This is a genomic window from Streptomyces sp. NPDC052036 (assembly GCF_040680495.1).
Classification (GTDB): Bacteria; Actinomycetota; Actinomycetes; order Streptomycetales; family Streptomycetaceae; genus Streptomyces.
The window spans coordinates 331,371-344,590 of record NZ_JBFAWW010000004.1 but is presented as its reverse complement, the minus strand read 5'-3'; the positions used below and the strand labels follow the sequence as shown (position 1 = coordinate 344,590).

At 69.4% G+C, this 13,220-nt stretch carries 13 protein-coding genes; 5 read left to right on the top strand and 8 right to left on the bottom strand.

The annotated features are described in order from the left end of the window. Positions 1–366 precede the first annotated feature (366 nt). Positions 367–1,008, bottom strand: a complete 642-nt coding sequence (locus AB0L95_RS09845; RefSeq protein WP_365159607.1) for a DNA-3-methyladenine glycosylase — start codon at positions 1,006–1,008, stop codon at positions 367–369. A gap of 177 nt (positions 1,009–1,185) precedes the next feature. Here AB0L95_RS09845 and AB0L95_RS09840 point away from each other — a divergent pair, with 177 nt between their 5' ends. The 3 genes from AB0L95_RS09840 (at position 1,186) to AB0L95_RS09830 (ending at position 3,231) form a co-directional block, all read left to right on the top strand. Further along, positions 1,186–1,971 carry a sporulation protein gene (locus tag AB0L95_RS09840; protein ID WP_365159604.1) on the top strand — a complete coding sequence of 262 codons (786 nt, stop codon included), beginning with the start codon at positions 1,186–1,188 and terminating at the stop codon, positions 1,969–1,971. A gap of 48 nt (positions 1,972–2,019) precedes the next feature. Then, positions 2,020–2,559 carry a YbhB/YbcL family Raf kinase inhibitor-like protein gene (locus AB0L95_RS09835; RefSeq protein WP_365159601.1) on the top strand — a complete coding sequence of 180 codons (540 nt, stop codon included), beginning with the start codon at positions 2,020–2,022 and terminating at the stop codon, positions 2,557–2,559. Positions 2,560–2,724: 165 nt separating this feature from the next. Beyond that, on the top strand, positions 2,725–3,231 hold the full coding sequence (locus AB0L95_RS09830; RefSeq protein ID WP_365159598.1) for an HNH endonuclease: 507 nt from the start codon (positions 2,725–2,727) through the stop codon (positions 3,229–3,231). A gap of 113 nt (positions 3,232–3,344) precedes the next feature. Here AB0L95_RS09830 and AB0L95_RS09825 read toward each other — a convergent pair whose 3' ends face one another. From AB0L95_RS09825 to AB0L95_RS09815, 3 genes are all read right to left on the bottom strand, one after another. Then, positions 3,345–4,307: an SPFH domain-containing protein gene (locus AB0L95_RS09825; protein ID WP_365159596.1), complete on the bottom strand. Its 963-nt coding sequence runs from the start codon at positions 4,305–4,307 to the stop codon at positions 3,345–3,347. A 131-nt stretch (positions 4,308–4,438) separates the two neighbouring features. Beyond that, positions 4,439–4,867 carry an NfeD family protein gene (locus tag AB0L95_RS09820; protein WP_365159593.1) on the bottom strand — a complete coding sequence of 143 codons (429 nt, stop codon included), beginning with the start codon at positions 4,865–4,867 and terminating at the stop codon, positions 4,439–4,441. Positions 4,868–4,947: 80 nt separating this feature from the next. Beyond that, a complete protein-coding gene (locus tag AB0L95_RS09815) occupies positions 4,948–5,745 on the bottom strand; it encodes an ABC transporter ATP-binding protein (RefSeq protein ID WP_365159590.1) in 798 nt (265 codons plus the stop codon). 151 nt (positions 5,746–5,896) lie between these two features. On the opposite strand from AB0L95_RS09815, the gene AB0L95_RS09810 reads away from it, so the two are divergent. Next, positions 5,897–6,679, top strand: a complete 783-nt coding sequence (locus AB0L95_RS09810; RefSeq protein WP_365159587.1) for a hypothetical protein — start codon at positions 5,897–5,899, stop codon at positions 6,677–6,679. 75 nt (positions 6,680–6,754) lie between these two features. Here AB0L95_RS09810 and AB0L95_RS09805 read toward each other — a convergent pair whose 3' ends face one another. The 3 genes from AB0L95_RS09805 to AB0L95_RS09795 all read right to left on the bottom strand — a co-directional run bounded on the left by AB0L95_RS09805 (position 6,755) and on the right by AB0L95_RS09795 (position 8,899). Further along, positions 6,755–7,000 carry a chaplin gene (locus AB0L95_RS09805; protein WP_365159584.1) on the bottom strand — a complete coding sequence of 82 codons (246 nt, stop codon included), beginning with the start codon at positions 6,998–7,000 and terminating at the stop codon, positions 6,755–6,757. A gap of 119 nt (positions 7,001–7,119) precedes the next feature. After that, positions 7,120–7,761: a response regulator transcription factor gene (locus AB0L95_RS09800; RefSeq protein WP_365159581.1), complete on the bottom strand. Its 642-nt coding sequence runs from the start codon at positions 7,759–7,761 to the stop codon at positions 7,120–7,122. Next, positions 7,754–8,899: a GAF domain-containing sensor histidine kinase gene (locus AB0L95_RS09795; RefSeq protein ID WP_365159578.1), complete on the bottom strand. Its 1,146-nt coding sequence runs from the start codon at positions 8,897–8,899 to the stop codon at positions 7,754–7,756. Before AB0L95_RS09795 ends, AB0L95_RS09800 begins: the two co-directional genes overlap by 8 nt. Before the next feature lie 802 nt (positions 8,900–9,701). Between AB0L95_RS09795 and AB0L95_RS09790 the strand changes: the two genes are divergently transcribed. Beyond that, the gene (locus AB0L95_RS09790; protein ID WP_365159575.1) at positions 9,702–10,421 is read left to right on the top strand and encodes a transglycosylase SLT domain-containing protein; all 720 of its coding nucleotides are present in this window, start codon (positions 9,702–9,704) and stop codon (positions 10,419–10,421) included. Positions 10,422–10,508: 87 nt separating this feature from the next. Here the strand turns inward: AB0L95_RS09790 and AB0L95_RS09785 are convergent, their stop codons facing one another. After that, positions 10,509–13,049, bottom strand: a complete 2,541-nt coding sequence (locus AB0L95_RS09785) for an FHA domain-containing protein (protein WP_365159572.1) — start codon at positions 13,047–13,049, stop codon at positions 10,509–10,511. Positions 13,050–13,220: the final 171 nt, after the last annotated feature.

Sequence of the window (13,220 nt, the reverse complement as noted above, 5' to 3'; positions counted from 1 at the left end):
GGTGTTTCCGACTCTATCAGATCTTTTCTCGACCCGATTTCCTCGGCGCTTTCCAGGTTCCCGCTCCCGCGTTTCCCTTTCCGGCTTTCCCGACTCTATCAGATCCTTTCGGATCCGATTCCCGTCGGCGGGATTCGCCTTAGGTCCGGGTTTTCGGCCCGGCCTTTCGACATTCACTACGTTAGCCGATTCCCGTCGCGACTCATAATCGAGTTCCGCGAGATTGAATCCGGACGTGCGGGCACGCCGAATTCACCCTCTGCGAGGGATGAACGTGAGTAGTGGGTTGGCCGCCTCCGGCTGCTGGCGAAACGCCGTACCCGGTTCAAGCGGCTTGGGCTACATTACGCATCTCCCAGGGGCGCGTCAACTTCGGCGTCGGCGGGGCGTGTGGGCCCGATAGGGGCTCACCGTCGGGTCGTTGGCGATCCAGAAGCGCCAGGGGTGGACCGCTCCGTCGCCGGCGACACCGGTGCGCGGACCACTGCGTACCTGGTCGGAGGGCACCTGCGCGCCCGTCAGAACGCGCAACGGGGTCTCGCCGGCCGCGCACGCGTCCGTGCCGTCGAGTGCGCGGTCCACGCCCAGGGCCGTCGCCAGACGCGCGGGACCTTTGGCCAGTTCCTTGTCGTTACGGGCCGAGAGCCGACGCTTCCGGGCCAGCTCGGCACCCTCGGTGATCTCCCCGGCGCGGAGCAGCACGGCGCCGGCCCTGCCCTCCGGGCCGCACACCAGGTTCATGCAGTGCCACATGCCGTAGGTGAAGTAGACGTACACATGGCCGGGGGGACCGAACATCACGTCGTTGCGGGGCGTGCGGCCGCGATATGCGTGGGAGCCGGGGTCGTTCGGGCCGTCGTAGGCCTCGACCTCCGTCAGGCGCAGTTCGATCGGGCCGTCCGGGGTGGTGCGGACGAGGATGCGGCCCAGCAGGTCGGGGGCGACCTGCAGGACGGGGCGGTCGAAGAAGTCCCTGGGGAGGGGCGTACGGTCGGGGGTCGCGATCACGCCGTACGAGCGTAGTCCAGATGGGTGCGTGCCAAAGGCTGGTCAAGGGTCCTCGCCCTTGGAACGGTGGGGCACGGAACCGGCCCGGAGCCGGATCGCGTTTGTAGGGATCGAGGATCCACGTACGCGTGCACGAAGCGGGGCGGCGGATCAGATGTCGTCCGGGAGGGAAGATTCATGGGGTTCAAGCGGCTGCTCGCGAGCCTGGGTGCCGGCGGGGCGTCGGTCGAGACGGTGCTGACCGAGGTCAATGTCGTACCGGGCGGTGTGGTCCAGGGCGAGGTGCGGATCCAGGGCGGGTCCGTGAACCAGTCGATCGAGGGCCTGAACGTGGGCCTGCAGGCCAAGGTCGAGGTCGAGGGACACGACGACACGGAGCACAAGCAGAACATCGAGTTCACCAAGGTGCGGCTCGGTGGTGCCTTCGAGCTCCAGGCGGGCGCCGTGCACGCCGTGCCGTTCGGGCTGGAGATCCCCTGGGAGACGCCGGTCACCATGATCGACGGGCAGGCGCTGCGCGGGATGCACATCGGGGTGACCACGGAGCTGGAGATCGCGCGTGCCGTGGACTCCGGGGATCTGGACCCGATCAATGTGCATCCGCTGCCGGCGCAGAAGGCGATCCTGGACGCGTTCATCCAGCTGGGCTTCCGCTTCAAGAGCGCGGACATGGAGCGCGGTGTCATCCGGGGCACACGGCAGCGGCTGCCGTTCTACCAGGAGATCGAGTTCTTCCCGCCGTCGCAGTACCGCGGGCTGAACCAGGTCGAGCTGAGCTTCGTCGCGGACGAGCGGGAGATGGACGTCATCCTGGAGATGGACAAGAAGCCGGGCCTGTTCAGCGAGGGCAGCGACTCCTATCGGGCCTTCACGGTCGGTCTGCACGACTTCCACGGCACGGACTGGGCCGGCTACCTCCATCAGTGGCTGTCGGAGGTCGGCAGCAAGCGCAGCTGGTTCTAGGCTCTGCACCGGAACCAGTTGATCCACTGAATGCTTGGAGGTGCCGAGGTGACTGAGCTGAAGAGGCCGCCGCTGCCGCACGACTTCCTTCCGCCAGTGCCGTCGTTCACGGTGACGAGTGAGGACGTCGAGCCGGGGGCCACGCTCAAGGACGCTCAGGTCTACGCGGCTGGGAACACCTCGCCGCAGCTCCGCTGGGAGGGCTTCCCGCCCGAGACCAAGAGTTTCGCCGTGACCTGCTACGACCCGGACGCCCCGACCGGCAGCGGGTTCTGGCACTGGGTCCTGTTCGACATCCCGGTGTCGGTCACGGAGCTGCCGGCGGGCGCGGGCACCGGGAAGTTCGAGGGGCTGCCCTCGGGTGTCCACCAGGCGCGCAACGACTACGGGACGAAAGACTTCGGCGGTGCCGCGCCGCCGCCCGGGGACGGGCCGCACCGGTACGTCTTCACCGTGTACGCCGTCGACCAGGAGAAGCTCGGTCCGGACTCGGACGCCTCTCCCGCGGTGGTCGGCTTCAATCTGCGATTCCACACGCTGGCGCGCGCCCACCTCATCGGTGAGTACAAGAACCCGGCCGAGGGCTGACACCCCTCTGTCGAAGACTGACGTTCATTGAACGTTTGCCCGCCTCCGGTCTTGGAAGTGATCGGAGGCGGGCATTTTTTATTGCGTTGTCCATCTCGGCGCGCCCGTCCAGAGTTGATCCAAGCCCGCCAGGGAGTGGGCAGGTGCACACGGGAGGTGGGCCGGATGCGTGACACGCTGGTACTCAACGCGAGCTTCGAGCCGCTGTCGACGGTGACGCTGAACCGAGCCGTCGTTCTGGTGCTCCAGGACAAGGCCGTCGTCGAACAGGCCCACCCCGAGCTCCGTATGCGGGGCGCCGATGTGGACATACCCGTGCCCCGTGTCATCAGGCTCTGCCGATATGTACGGGTGCCCTTCCGAAGACAAGCTCCCTGGTCGAGGCGGGGTGTGCTGGTGCGGGACCGGCACAGGTGCGCGTACTGCGGGCGGCGGGCTACGACCGTGGACCATGTGATGCCGCGGGCGCAGGGTGGCGGCGACACCTGGCTGAACACGGTGGCCTCCTGTGCCGAGGACAATCACCGCAAGGCGAACCGCACCCCGGAGCAGGCGGGGATGCCGCTGCTGCGGCAGCCGTTCGAGCCGACGCCCGCGGACGCGATGCTTCTGGCGCTCGGGCACGACGAGTTCGAGGCGCTGCCGGAGTGGCTGGGACAGCCTGCGGCCTAGTGCCCCCACAGGCGGCCCGTAGCGGCCGCTCGCGGGGCTCTGAGGCCAGGGGATGTCATCGGGGCCCGCCTCCTTCGGGAGGCGGGCCCCGATGTCGTAGGACCGCTGTCGGGTCAGTCGATGGGCGGGCGCTCGCGGCGCTCGGTCGCGGCGCTCGAACCGCCGCTGCCCGAGGAGCCGCCGCTGCCCGAACCGCCGCCCAGGGGGCCGAAGTTGCCCATGGCGCCGGAGAGCCCCTTCAGGGCGTCGCCGATCTCGCTGGGCACGATCCAGAGCTTGTTGGCGTCGCCTTCGGCGATCTTCGGAAGCATCTGGAGGTACTGGTAGGAGAGCAGCTTCTGGTCCGGGTCGCCGGCGTGGATGGCCTCGAAGACCGTACGGACGGCCTGTGCCTCGCCCTCCGCGCGCAGGGCGGCGGCCTTGGCCTCACCTTCGGCGCGCAGGATCTGGGACTGCTTCTCGCCCTCGGCGGTGAGGATGGCGGCCTGTCGCGTACCTTCCGCGGTGAGGATCGCGGCGCGCTTGTCACGGTCGGCGCGCATCTGCTTCTCCATCGAGTCCTGGATGGAGGTCGGGGGCTCGATCGCCTTCAGCTCGACGCGGTTGACGCGGATGCCCCACTTGCCGGTGGCCTCGTCGAGGACGCCGCGCAGGGCCGCGTTGATCTCCTCGCGGGAGGTCAGGGTGCGCTCCAGGTCCATACCGCCGATGATGTTGCGGAGCGTGGTGACAGTGAGCTGCTCGATGGCCTGGATGTAGCTGGCGACCTCGTAGGTCGCGGCCCGGGCGTCGGTCACCTGGTAGTAGATGACGGTGTCGATGTTGACGACCAGGTTGTCCTGGGTGATCACCGGCTGCGGCGGGAACGGAACCACCTGCTCGCGCAGGTCGATGCGGTTGCGGATCGAGTCTATGAACGGGACCACGATGTTCAGGCCCGCGTTCAGGGTGCGTGTGTAGCGGCCGAAGCGCTCGACGATGGCGGCGCTCGCCTGTGGGATGACCTGGATCGTCTTGATCAGGGCGATGAAGACCAACACCACCAGAATGATCAGGACGATGATGATCGGTTCCATCGTGATTCCCCGTACCCTTCTCCGCCTCGGCGCCTGTGGAAGATCTTATGGTTGTTCAAGATCTTGCTGGTCGAGTCTGACAGACCGTCGCGTGCCTCGTGGCCTGTTCCGTCGAGTTACGTCCTACGAGGTCACATCACAATCGCCGTGGCTCCGTCGATGTCCACGACGGCCACTTCCTGGCCGGCCTCGAAGGCGAGTTCGCCGTCGAGGGAGCGTGCCGACCAGACCTCTCCGGCGAGCTTGATCCGGCCGCCGTTGCCGTCGACGCGCTCCAGGACGAGGGCCTGCCTGCCCTTCAACGCGTCGATGCCGGTGGCGAGTTGGGGCCGCTGGGCGCGGTGCCGTGCGGCGATGGGCCGGACCACGGCGATGAGTGCGACGGAGACGACGGCGAAGACCACGACCTGGAGGACGGCGTCGCCGCCCAGGGCGCTGACCACGGCGGCCGCCACGGCGCCCACCGCGAGCATCCCGAGCTCCGGCATCGCGGTGATCACGAGCCCGATGCCGAGCCCCGCCGCGCCGATCAGCCACCACACCCACGCGTCGATGTTCACATGGTCATGGTAGGGCCGGGGCCCGGCCGCGGACAGGGCGCCTTCGGGGTTGTACGAGCCTCCGTCAGGGGCGTTCGGGGTCAGGACAGGGGCAGACCGTGAGCGGTCCAGCGCTCGCCGAGCTGCTCCACCACGAGCGGGAGGCCGAAGCACAGGGAGAGGTTGCGCGAGGTCAGTTCCAGCTCCAGCGGACCCGCGGCGAGCACCTTGCCCTGACGGATCATCAGGACGTGGGTGAAGCCGGGGGCGATCTCCTCGACATGGTGGGTGACCATGATCATGGAGGGGGCGATCGGGTCCTGGGCGAGGCGGCCGAGACGGCGTACGAGGTCCTCGCGGCCGCCGAGGTCGAGACCGGCGGCGGGCTCGTCCAGCAGCAGCAGTTCGGGGTCGGACATCAGGGCGCGGGCGATGAGGGTGCGCTTGCGCTCGCCCTCGGAGAGGGTGCCGAACTTGCGGTCCAGGTACTCGCTCATGCCCAGGCGGTCGAGGAAGGCACGGGCGCGCTGCTCGTCGACGTCCTCGTACTCCTCCTGCCAGCCGGCCGTCATGCCGTACGCGGCGGTCAGCACGGTCTGCAGGACCGTCTGGCGCTTGGGGAGCTTCTCGGTCATGGCGATGCCGGCCACGCCGATGCGCGGGCGCAGCTCGAAGACGTCGGTGCCGGGCCTGCCGAGGGTCTCGCCGAGGATGGTGGCGGTGCCCTTGGTCGGGTAGAGGTAGCTGGAGGCGACGTTCAGAAGGGTGGTCTTGCCGGCGCCGTTGGGGCCGAGGATGACCCAGCGCTCGCCCTCCTTGACCGACCAGGAGACCTGGTCCACGAGAGCCCGGCCCTCGCGGACCACGGATACGTCCTCCAGCTCCAGAACATCGCTCATGAGCGCGTTGTCTCCCCTTGCAGTGTGGCCGGTGTCGGCTCTCGCGTACGCCTGTGGGCGTGGTCCGCCACGCCGGTGGGCGGGGCCCTCATGAAATCTACGCCACTGGTCGCCCGGCCGATTCCATAGGTCCGGTCCGTAGGGTGGAGGCATGCTCTCGGAACCACGCTCAGGTCGATTGACCGCATGGGGGAATGCCCTGTTGGCCGGATTTGTCTCGCCGGACGACGCCGCGTCCGCCATCGTCGGGGAGGACGCGGTGCACCGGGTGGAGGGGCTGCCGGATGAGTCGGCGCCCGTCGGTCTCACCCTCGCCCTGGGGCGGCTGCGCACGCTCGGGGTGACCGGTCTGCGGGTGGCGCTGCCCGCGCCGGGGCATCCGCTGGGGCTGAGCGGCCCGCCGGAGTTCAACGCGCGGGCGTTGGAGGCCGAGGAGGCGGTGGTCTGTCACGGGGCCGCGTTCGGGCTGGTGCCGGAGGTCCACGAGGCGGGGCCGGACGGCGATGTGCACGTCGAGGTCGTCTGGCACTGTCTGCCGGTGCGGGAGGCGCCGCCTGCCGATGTGCCCTCGCTCGGGGAGGCCGAGCGGGAGCTGGCGGAGGCACTGCGTGAGGCGACGGAGGTGTTGTCGCGGCTGGACGTGGCGGGGTCGGGGCCGGTGGCCGAGGCGGCGATCGACGCGTACCGGGCGCGGGCCGAGCGGGGGCGGGAGGTGCTGGCACCGGGGTATCCGCCGCGGGCGGTGCGGGTGCTGGAGCTGGCCCGGCGCGTGGGGCTGCTGATCTCGGTCGCGTACCAGAACGGGCAGGGGGGCGCGGTGAGCGCCTCCGAGATGGCGGCCCGCACCCAGGCGCTGCGCCCGGTGGAGCGGACGGCCCGGCGGGCTCAGGTGGCGGCGTACAACGCGATCGTGGAGCAGCGCGAGATGCGGTGATCTGTGGTCGCACCCGAAACCGGCCTCCCGGGAGTCCCCAGGAGGCCGGTCAGGAAGAGTGGACCGCCGCCGGACTCAGTGGTTGAGGCCCAGGTTGCCGAAGGCCGGGTTCAGGAGGCCGATCACGTTCACGGTGTTGCCGACCGCGTTGACGGGGATGTGCACCGGGGCCTGGATGACGTTGCCCGACACGACGCCCGGGGAACCCACGGCCCGTCCGCCGGCGTGAGCGCCGTCGTGGGCCGAGGCGAGGCCGGCACTGGCGGCGATCAGTCCACCGGCCACCATGGTGACGGCTGCGGCCTTCTTCAGGTTCTTCACTTCTGAGCCCTCTCCTTGCGATCGCTGCGGCAGACGCCGCAGCACGCCATGGAGAACGGCCGGGATCGACCGAGGATGCGCCACCCGGGGGACATACACCCGACGGTATGAAGATCCGCTCAGCCGTTAACACCGTGGCGGACGGCCCAGAGCGCGGCCTGGGTGCGGTCGGCCAGGTCCAGCTTCATCAGGATGTTGGAGACATGGGTCTTCACCGTCTTCTCCGACAGCACCAGCGCGCGGGCGATCTCCCGGTTGGACCGCCCGTCCGCGATCAGGCCCAGCACCTCCCGCTCCCGCTCCGTGAGCGAGCCGCCCCTGCCCTGTCCGGCGTTGGTCTCCTCCTGGGACAGCAGCGCGCCGGCCACCTCGGACTGAAGGAGGACATGGCCCGCGTGCACGGACCGGATGGCTCCGGCCAGGGCATCGGGGTCCACGTCCTTGTACACATAGCCGGCGGCGCCCGCGCGCAGGGCCGGCACCACCGTGCGCTGCTCGGTGAAGCTGGTGACGATCAGCACGCGCGCGGGGTGGTCCAGTTCGCGGAGCCTGCGGAGGGCGTCGATGCCGTCCATCCCCGGCATCTTGACGTCCATGAGGATGACGTCGGGGGTCAGCTCCTGGGCGCGGGCGACCCCTTCTGCGCCGTCGGAGGCCTCTCCGACGACCTCGATGTCGTCCTGCACCTCGAGGAAGGTGCGCAGTCCCCGGCGGACGACCTGGTGGTCGTCGACGAGCAGCACCTTGATTGTGTCAGCCACCAGGGACCTCCATCTCGATGGTGGTGCCCTTCCCGGGCGCCGATTCCACGGTCAGCATGCCGCCGACCCCGCTCGCCCGGTCGCGCATGGAGACCAGGCCGAGGTGGCGTCCCGCCCGGCGCACCGCCTGGGGCTCGAACCCGCCGCCGTCGTCCGTGACGCGCAGGACGGCGCCCGGGCCGCGCTTCCCCAGGGTCACCTCGACCCGCTCGGCACCGGAGTGCCGCAGGGCGTTGTGCAGGGCTTCCTGGGCGACCCGCAGCAGCGCCTCCTCCTGCGCGGCCGGCAGCGCGCGGACGCCCAGGCTGACGAAGGTCACACGCGCGCTGTGGGCGCGGTCGAGGACCTGGACCTGGGTGCGCAGGGTGTTGACGAGGCCGTCCTCGTCGAGCGCGGCGGGGCGCAGCTCGACCACGGCGGCCCGCAGTTCGTCGGCGGCCTCGGCGGCGAGCGCGGCCACCTGCTGCAGCTCGCCCTTGGCTCGCGCCGGGTCGCGGTGGACCAGGGCCGCCGCCGCCTGGGCGGTGAGCCGCAGGGAGAAGAGCTTCTGGCTGACCGCGTCATGCAGCTCGTGGGCCAGCCGGGAGCGCTCCTCGGCGATGGTCAGTTCCCGGCTGCGCTCGTAGAGGCGGGCGTTGGTGAGCGCGATCGCGGCGTGCTGGGCGAGGATCGAGAGCAGTTCCTCGTCGTCCTCGGTGAAGCCGCAGCCGCCCTCCTGTCTCGGGCACCTCTTGTTGGCCAGGAACAGCGCGCCGATGGTCTCGTCGCCGTTGCGGATGGGCAGGCCGAGGAAGTCCGACATCTGCGGGTGGGCGCCCGGCCAGCCCTCGAAGCGCGGGTCCTCGCGGACGTCGGCGAGCCGTTCCGGCTTCGCCTCGTGCAGCATCGCGGCCAGGATGCCGTGCTGGCGCGGGAGCGGTCCGATGGCCTTCCACTGCTCCTCGGAGACACCGTCCACGACGAACTGGGCGAAGCCCCCGTGGTCGTCCGGGACGCCCAGCGCCGCGTACTCCGCGTCGAGCAGCTCGCGGGCCGAGGCGACGATCGTCTTGAGGACGTCGCGCACCTCCAGATGCCTGCTCATGGCCAGCAGCGCGGAGCTCACCGCGTACAGGCCCGACCGGGGTCCATGGCTCATGACCTCACCGTACCGGCGAGGTGTGACAGGGCGTATCAGCCCGCGGACCACCGTCTTCTACGCCGGTGGGCCTAGGCCGGGCCCAGGCCGAAAGGCGCTGCTTCCTTGTGTCCTCGGCCGAGGCGGGCGGGGGTGCAGAAGCGAGCAGGTATAGAGGTGTGCCTCCCGGAGGGCGTACGGGGCCGCTGAGCCCGCGAGGCGCGAGGGTCCTGCCGCGCCCGTACGACACCGGCCCGCGCCCGTACGACAACCGTTCCGCGCCCGTACGGCGCTCTCGCGCCCGCCGCCGCCCCCAGGCGCTCGCGCGGCCGTAGTACCGGCTGCGATCACCGGGCCGTTCCTCCCCCGCCACGACCGTCCCGGGCGGTGACCGGCGTCCTCTGTATGCGGCCTGCACCGCGTCGGCACAGGCGGCCCGCACAGCCTCCGATCAGCCGCACGGACGCCCGCGATCCGGCCTGGACAGGCCCCTCACATTGAGCGTTGCTCCAGCAACTGGCAGTGAGACACGCCCGGTCTGAATGTGAGGCCGCGCATAGGACCCACATCACGTACGAAGGCGCATAGGAGACAAAGGAGCCCGTGATGAACGGGGCAGACAGGAGAATTTGTCCCGTTTTGCCCCGCCTGTGTCCACTACCGGGGATCGTACGTCACACCTTTGCCTGGCTTTTTTGCGGCAGCTAAGAATGCTCTCGTCGCTCGGCGTCGCAGGCTCCACCCGCGGCGCTTGTGCTGGAAACATCCGTCTTCCGCCGGCACCAGAAGCGACCTCCGCGCTCATACAAAGAGGTCCCTCAACATGCCCAAGAACATCACCGCTCTCCGTGCCCGTAGTCGTGAGCTGACCAAGGCTCACAAGATGTCCATCGCCGGTGTGGCCGCCCTCGGCTGCTGCGCCCTCGCGGTCACCGCCGCGCCCAGCGAGGCACAGAGCAAGGTCCAGGCGGCCCCCGCCGCCTCCGTCCCGGTGAAGCTCGGCAACCAGCCGGCCAAGGAGATCAAGGTCAGCGTGACCGACCAGATGGCTGCTCAGTCCCTGAAGGCCGAGACCATCGCCGCCAAGCAGCAGGCCGCCGTGAAGACGGCGCCCGTGCGGCAGGCCGTCGCGCAGCCGGTGCAGCAGCGTCCGGTCCAGCAGGCCGCCAGCCGGTCCGCGGCGCGCCCGCAGGTCCAGCAGGCCGCTCCGGCACCGAAGAGCTACAACAACCTCGACGGCTGGATCCGCCAGTCGCTCGACATCATGCACAGCAAGGGCATCCCGGGCTCGTACAACGGCCTGTACCGCAACATCATGCGGGAGTCCTCCGGCAACCCGATGGCCATCAACCTCTGGGACATCAACGCCCAGAACGGCATCCCCTCCAAGGGGCTGCTCCAGGTGATCCAGCCGACCTTCAACACGTACCACGTCGAGGGCACGTCCTGGAACATCTACGACCCGGTCGCCAACATCACCGCCGCCTGCAACTACGCGGCGCACCGGTACGGCTCGATGGACAACGTCAACAGCGCGTACTGAGGCCGGCGCGGGGCCTCTTCTCGCCTGAGAACGGAAAAGGGCGGCACCCCTTGAGGGTGCCGCTCTTCCGCGCGTCCCGGGGGACGGTTACTTCCGCATGACCTCCGGCTCATGGCGGCGCAGGAAGCGGGCCACCAGGAGGCCGCAGACCACGCCGAGCACGATCAGGGCGGCCATGTCCAGGGTCCAGGCCGACGCCGTGTGGTTCCACAGCGGGTCCGTGCTGGTCGGGTCGTCCGTGTTCGGGGCGATGTTGTTGAAGTCCAGCGTGGTGCCGGCGGCGCCGACCGCCCAGCGGGACGGCATCAGGTACGAGAACTGGTTGACGCCCATCGCGCCGTTCAGCGTGAACAGGCAGCCGGTGAACACGACCTGGATGATCGCGAACATGACCAGCAGCGGCATCGTCTTCTCGGCGGTCTTCACCAGCGAGGAGATGACCAGGCCGACCATCATCGAGGTGAAGCCCAGCGCCATGACCGGCAGGCACAGCTCGAACAGCGTGGCATGGCCGAGGATCAGGCCCTGGTCCGGGATCTCCCGGCTGGAGAAGCCGATCAGCCCGACCATCAGGCCCTGCAGCACGGTGATCGCGCCAAGCACGACCACCTTGGACATCAGATAGGCCGAGCGGGACAGACCGGTGGCGCGCTCCCGCTCGTAGATGACCCGTTCCTTGATCAGTTCGCGGACGGAGTTGGCGGCACCCGCGAAGCACGCGCCGACCGCGAGGATCAGCAGGACGGTGGTGGCCGTGCCGTTCGGGACGGGCACGCCGGTCTTCGGGCTGACCGGGTTGACCAGCAGGCCCTTGTCGCTGTCGATGAGCAGGCTGACCGCGCCGAGCACCGCCGGCAGGATCACCGTCAGCGCCAGGAAGCCCTTGTCGGAGGCTATGACCGAGACATAGCGCCGGATCAGGGTGCCGAGCTGGGAGAACCAGCCCTGTGGCTTGGCCGGCTTGATCGCCTGCGGCGGCGGCATATGGACCGACTGCGGGGCCACGGCGTCGATCTCCGCAGCGTACATCTGGTAGTGCTGCGAGCCCTTCCAGCGACCCGCCCAGTCGTAGTCGCGGTAGTTCTCGAAGGCGGAGAAGACATCGGCCCAGGATGCGTAGCCGAAGAAGTTCAGCGCCTCCTCCGGCGGGCCGAAGTAGGCGACGGCCCCGCCCGGCGCCATCACCAGGAGCTTGTCGCACAGGGCCAGCTCGGCCACGGAGTGGGTGACGACGAGGACCGTACGGCCGTCGTCGGCGAGCCCCCGCAGCAGCTGCATGACATCGCGGTCCATGCCCGGGTCGAGACCCGAGGTCGGCTCGTCCAGGAAGATCAGTGACGGCTTGGTGAGCAGTTCCAGAGCCACCGAGACACGCTTGCGCTGACCGCCGGAGAGGGAGGTGACCTTCTTCTCCTTGTGCACGTCCAGCTTCAGCTCGCGCAGTACCTCGTCGATACGCGCCTCACGCTCGCCGGCCGTGGTGTCGGCGGGGAAGCGCAGCTTGGCCGCGTACTTCAGGGCCTTCTTGACGGTCAGCTCCCTGTGCAGGATGTCGTCCTGCGGGACCAACCCGATGCGCTGGCGCAGCTCGGCGAACTGCTTGTAGAGGTTCCGGTTGTCGTAGAGGACATCGCCCTGGTTCGCGGGGCGGTAACCGGTGAGCGCCTTGAGCAGCGTCGACTTGCCGGAGCCGGACGGGCCGATGACCGCGATCAGCGACTTCTCCGGGACGCCGAAGGAGACGTCCTTGAGGATCTGCTTGCCGCCGTCGACCGTGACGGTCAGATGGCGGGCGGAGAAGGAGACCTCACCGGTGTCGACGAACTCCTCGAGCCGGTCGCCGACCAGACGGAACGTCGAGTGGCCGACGCCGACGATGTCGTTCGGGCCGAGCAGCGCAGAGCCGCCCTTGCCGATCGGCATACCGTTGACGAACGTGCCGTTGTGCGAGCCCAGGTCGCGGATCTCGAAACGGCCGTCGGGCGTAGCGTGGAACTCGGCGTGGTGACGGGAGACCTGGAGGTCGGAGACGACCAGGTCGTTCTCCAGCGCACGGCCGATGCGCATCACCCGGCCGAGAGCGAACTGGTGGAACGTGGTCGGGCTGCGGTCGCCGTAGACGGGAGGCGCCCCCGCGTCCGCACCGGCGCCCAGCTGCTGCGGGAGGCGGACGGCGGACTGCTGCGGCGTCTGCGGGCTCTGAGCGGGCGCCTGTTGGGGTGCCTGCTGCTGGGATGCCTGCTGTTGCGGGGCCGGCTGGGCCCAGCCGGCCCCCGCGCCCTGGGCCGCGTACGGCTGCTGCTGCGGTCCGGCTTGCGGGGCGGCCACCGCGGCCGCGGCACCGGACAGGTTCAGGCCGGGCCCGTCGGTCGCGTTGCCCAGGTGCACGGTCGTGCCCGCGCCGATCTCCACCTGCTGGATGCGCCGGCCCCCGACGAACGTACCGTTGGTGCTCCCCCGGTCCTCGAGGATCCAACTGCGGCCGTTCCAGCTGATCGTGGCGTGGCGCCAGGAGACCCTGGCGTCCTCGAGCACGATGTCCCCCTGCGGATCACGTCCGAGGGCGTACGGCCTGGACGCGTCGAGCGTCCAGCTGCGTCCATTGAATTCCACTACGAGTTCAGGCACTCCATGCCCCACTGAGTTGTCCCCCGAGTTACCCCCATCACGGGGAGTGTAGGGATGTCGAACATCGTGGGGAACTATTTCAGGCTCAGCGCTCTGACCGAAAGTCGGGCCTTGTGACAGGCGTGAACGGGCGTTTCGGCGCGCGCCGTTGACGGAGCTCAAACCCGGCCG

Coding starts and splice junctions, on each gene's coding strand:
- AB0L95_RS09840 (WP_365159604.1), top strand. CDS start 1,186: ATGGGGTTCAAGCGGCTGCTCGCGAGCCTGGGTGCCGGCGGGGCGTCG.
- AB0L95_RS09830 (WP_365159598.1), top strand. CDS start 2,725: ATGCGTGACACGCTGGTACTCAACGCGAGCTTCGAGCCGCTGTCGACG.
- AB0L95_RS09825 (WP_365159596.1), bottom strand. CDS start 4,307: ATGGAACCGATCATCATCGTCCTGATCATTCTGGTGGTGTTGGTCTTC.
- AB0L95_RS09815 (WP_365159590.1), bottom strand. CDS start 5,745: ATGAGCGATGTTCTGGAGCTGGAGGACGTATCCGTGGTCCGCGAGGGC.
- AB0L95_RS09810 (WP_365159587.1), top strand. CDS start 5,897: ATGCTCTCGGAACCACGCTCAGGTCGATTGACCGCATGGGGGAATGCC.
- AB0L95_RS09795 (WP_365159578.1), bottom strand. CDS start 8,899: ATGAGCCATGGACCCCGGTCGGGCCTGTACGCGGTGAGCTCCGCGCTG.
- AB0L95_RS09790 (WP_365159575.1), top strand. CDS start 9,702: ATGCCCAAGAACATCACCGCTCTCCGTGCCCGTAGTCGTGAGCTGACC.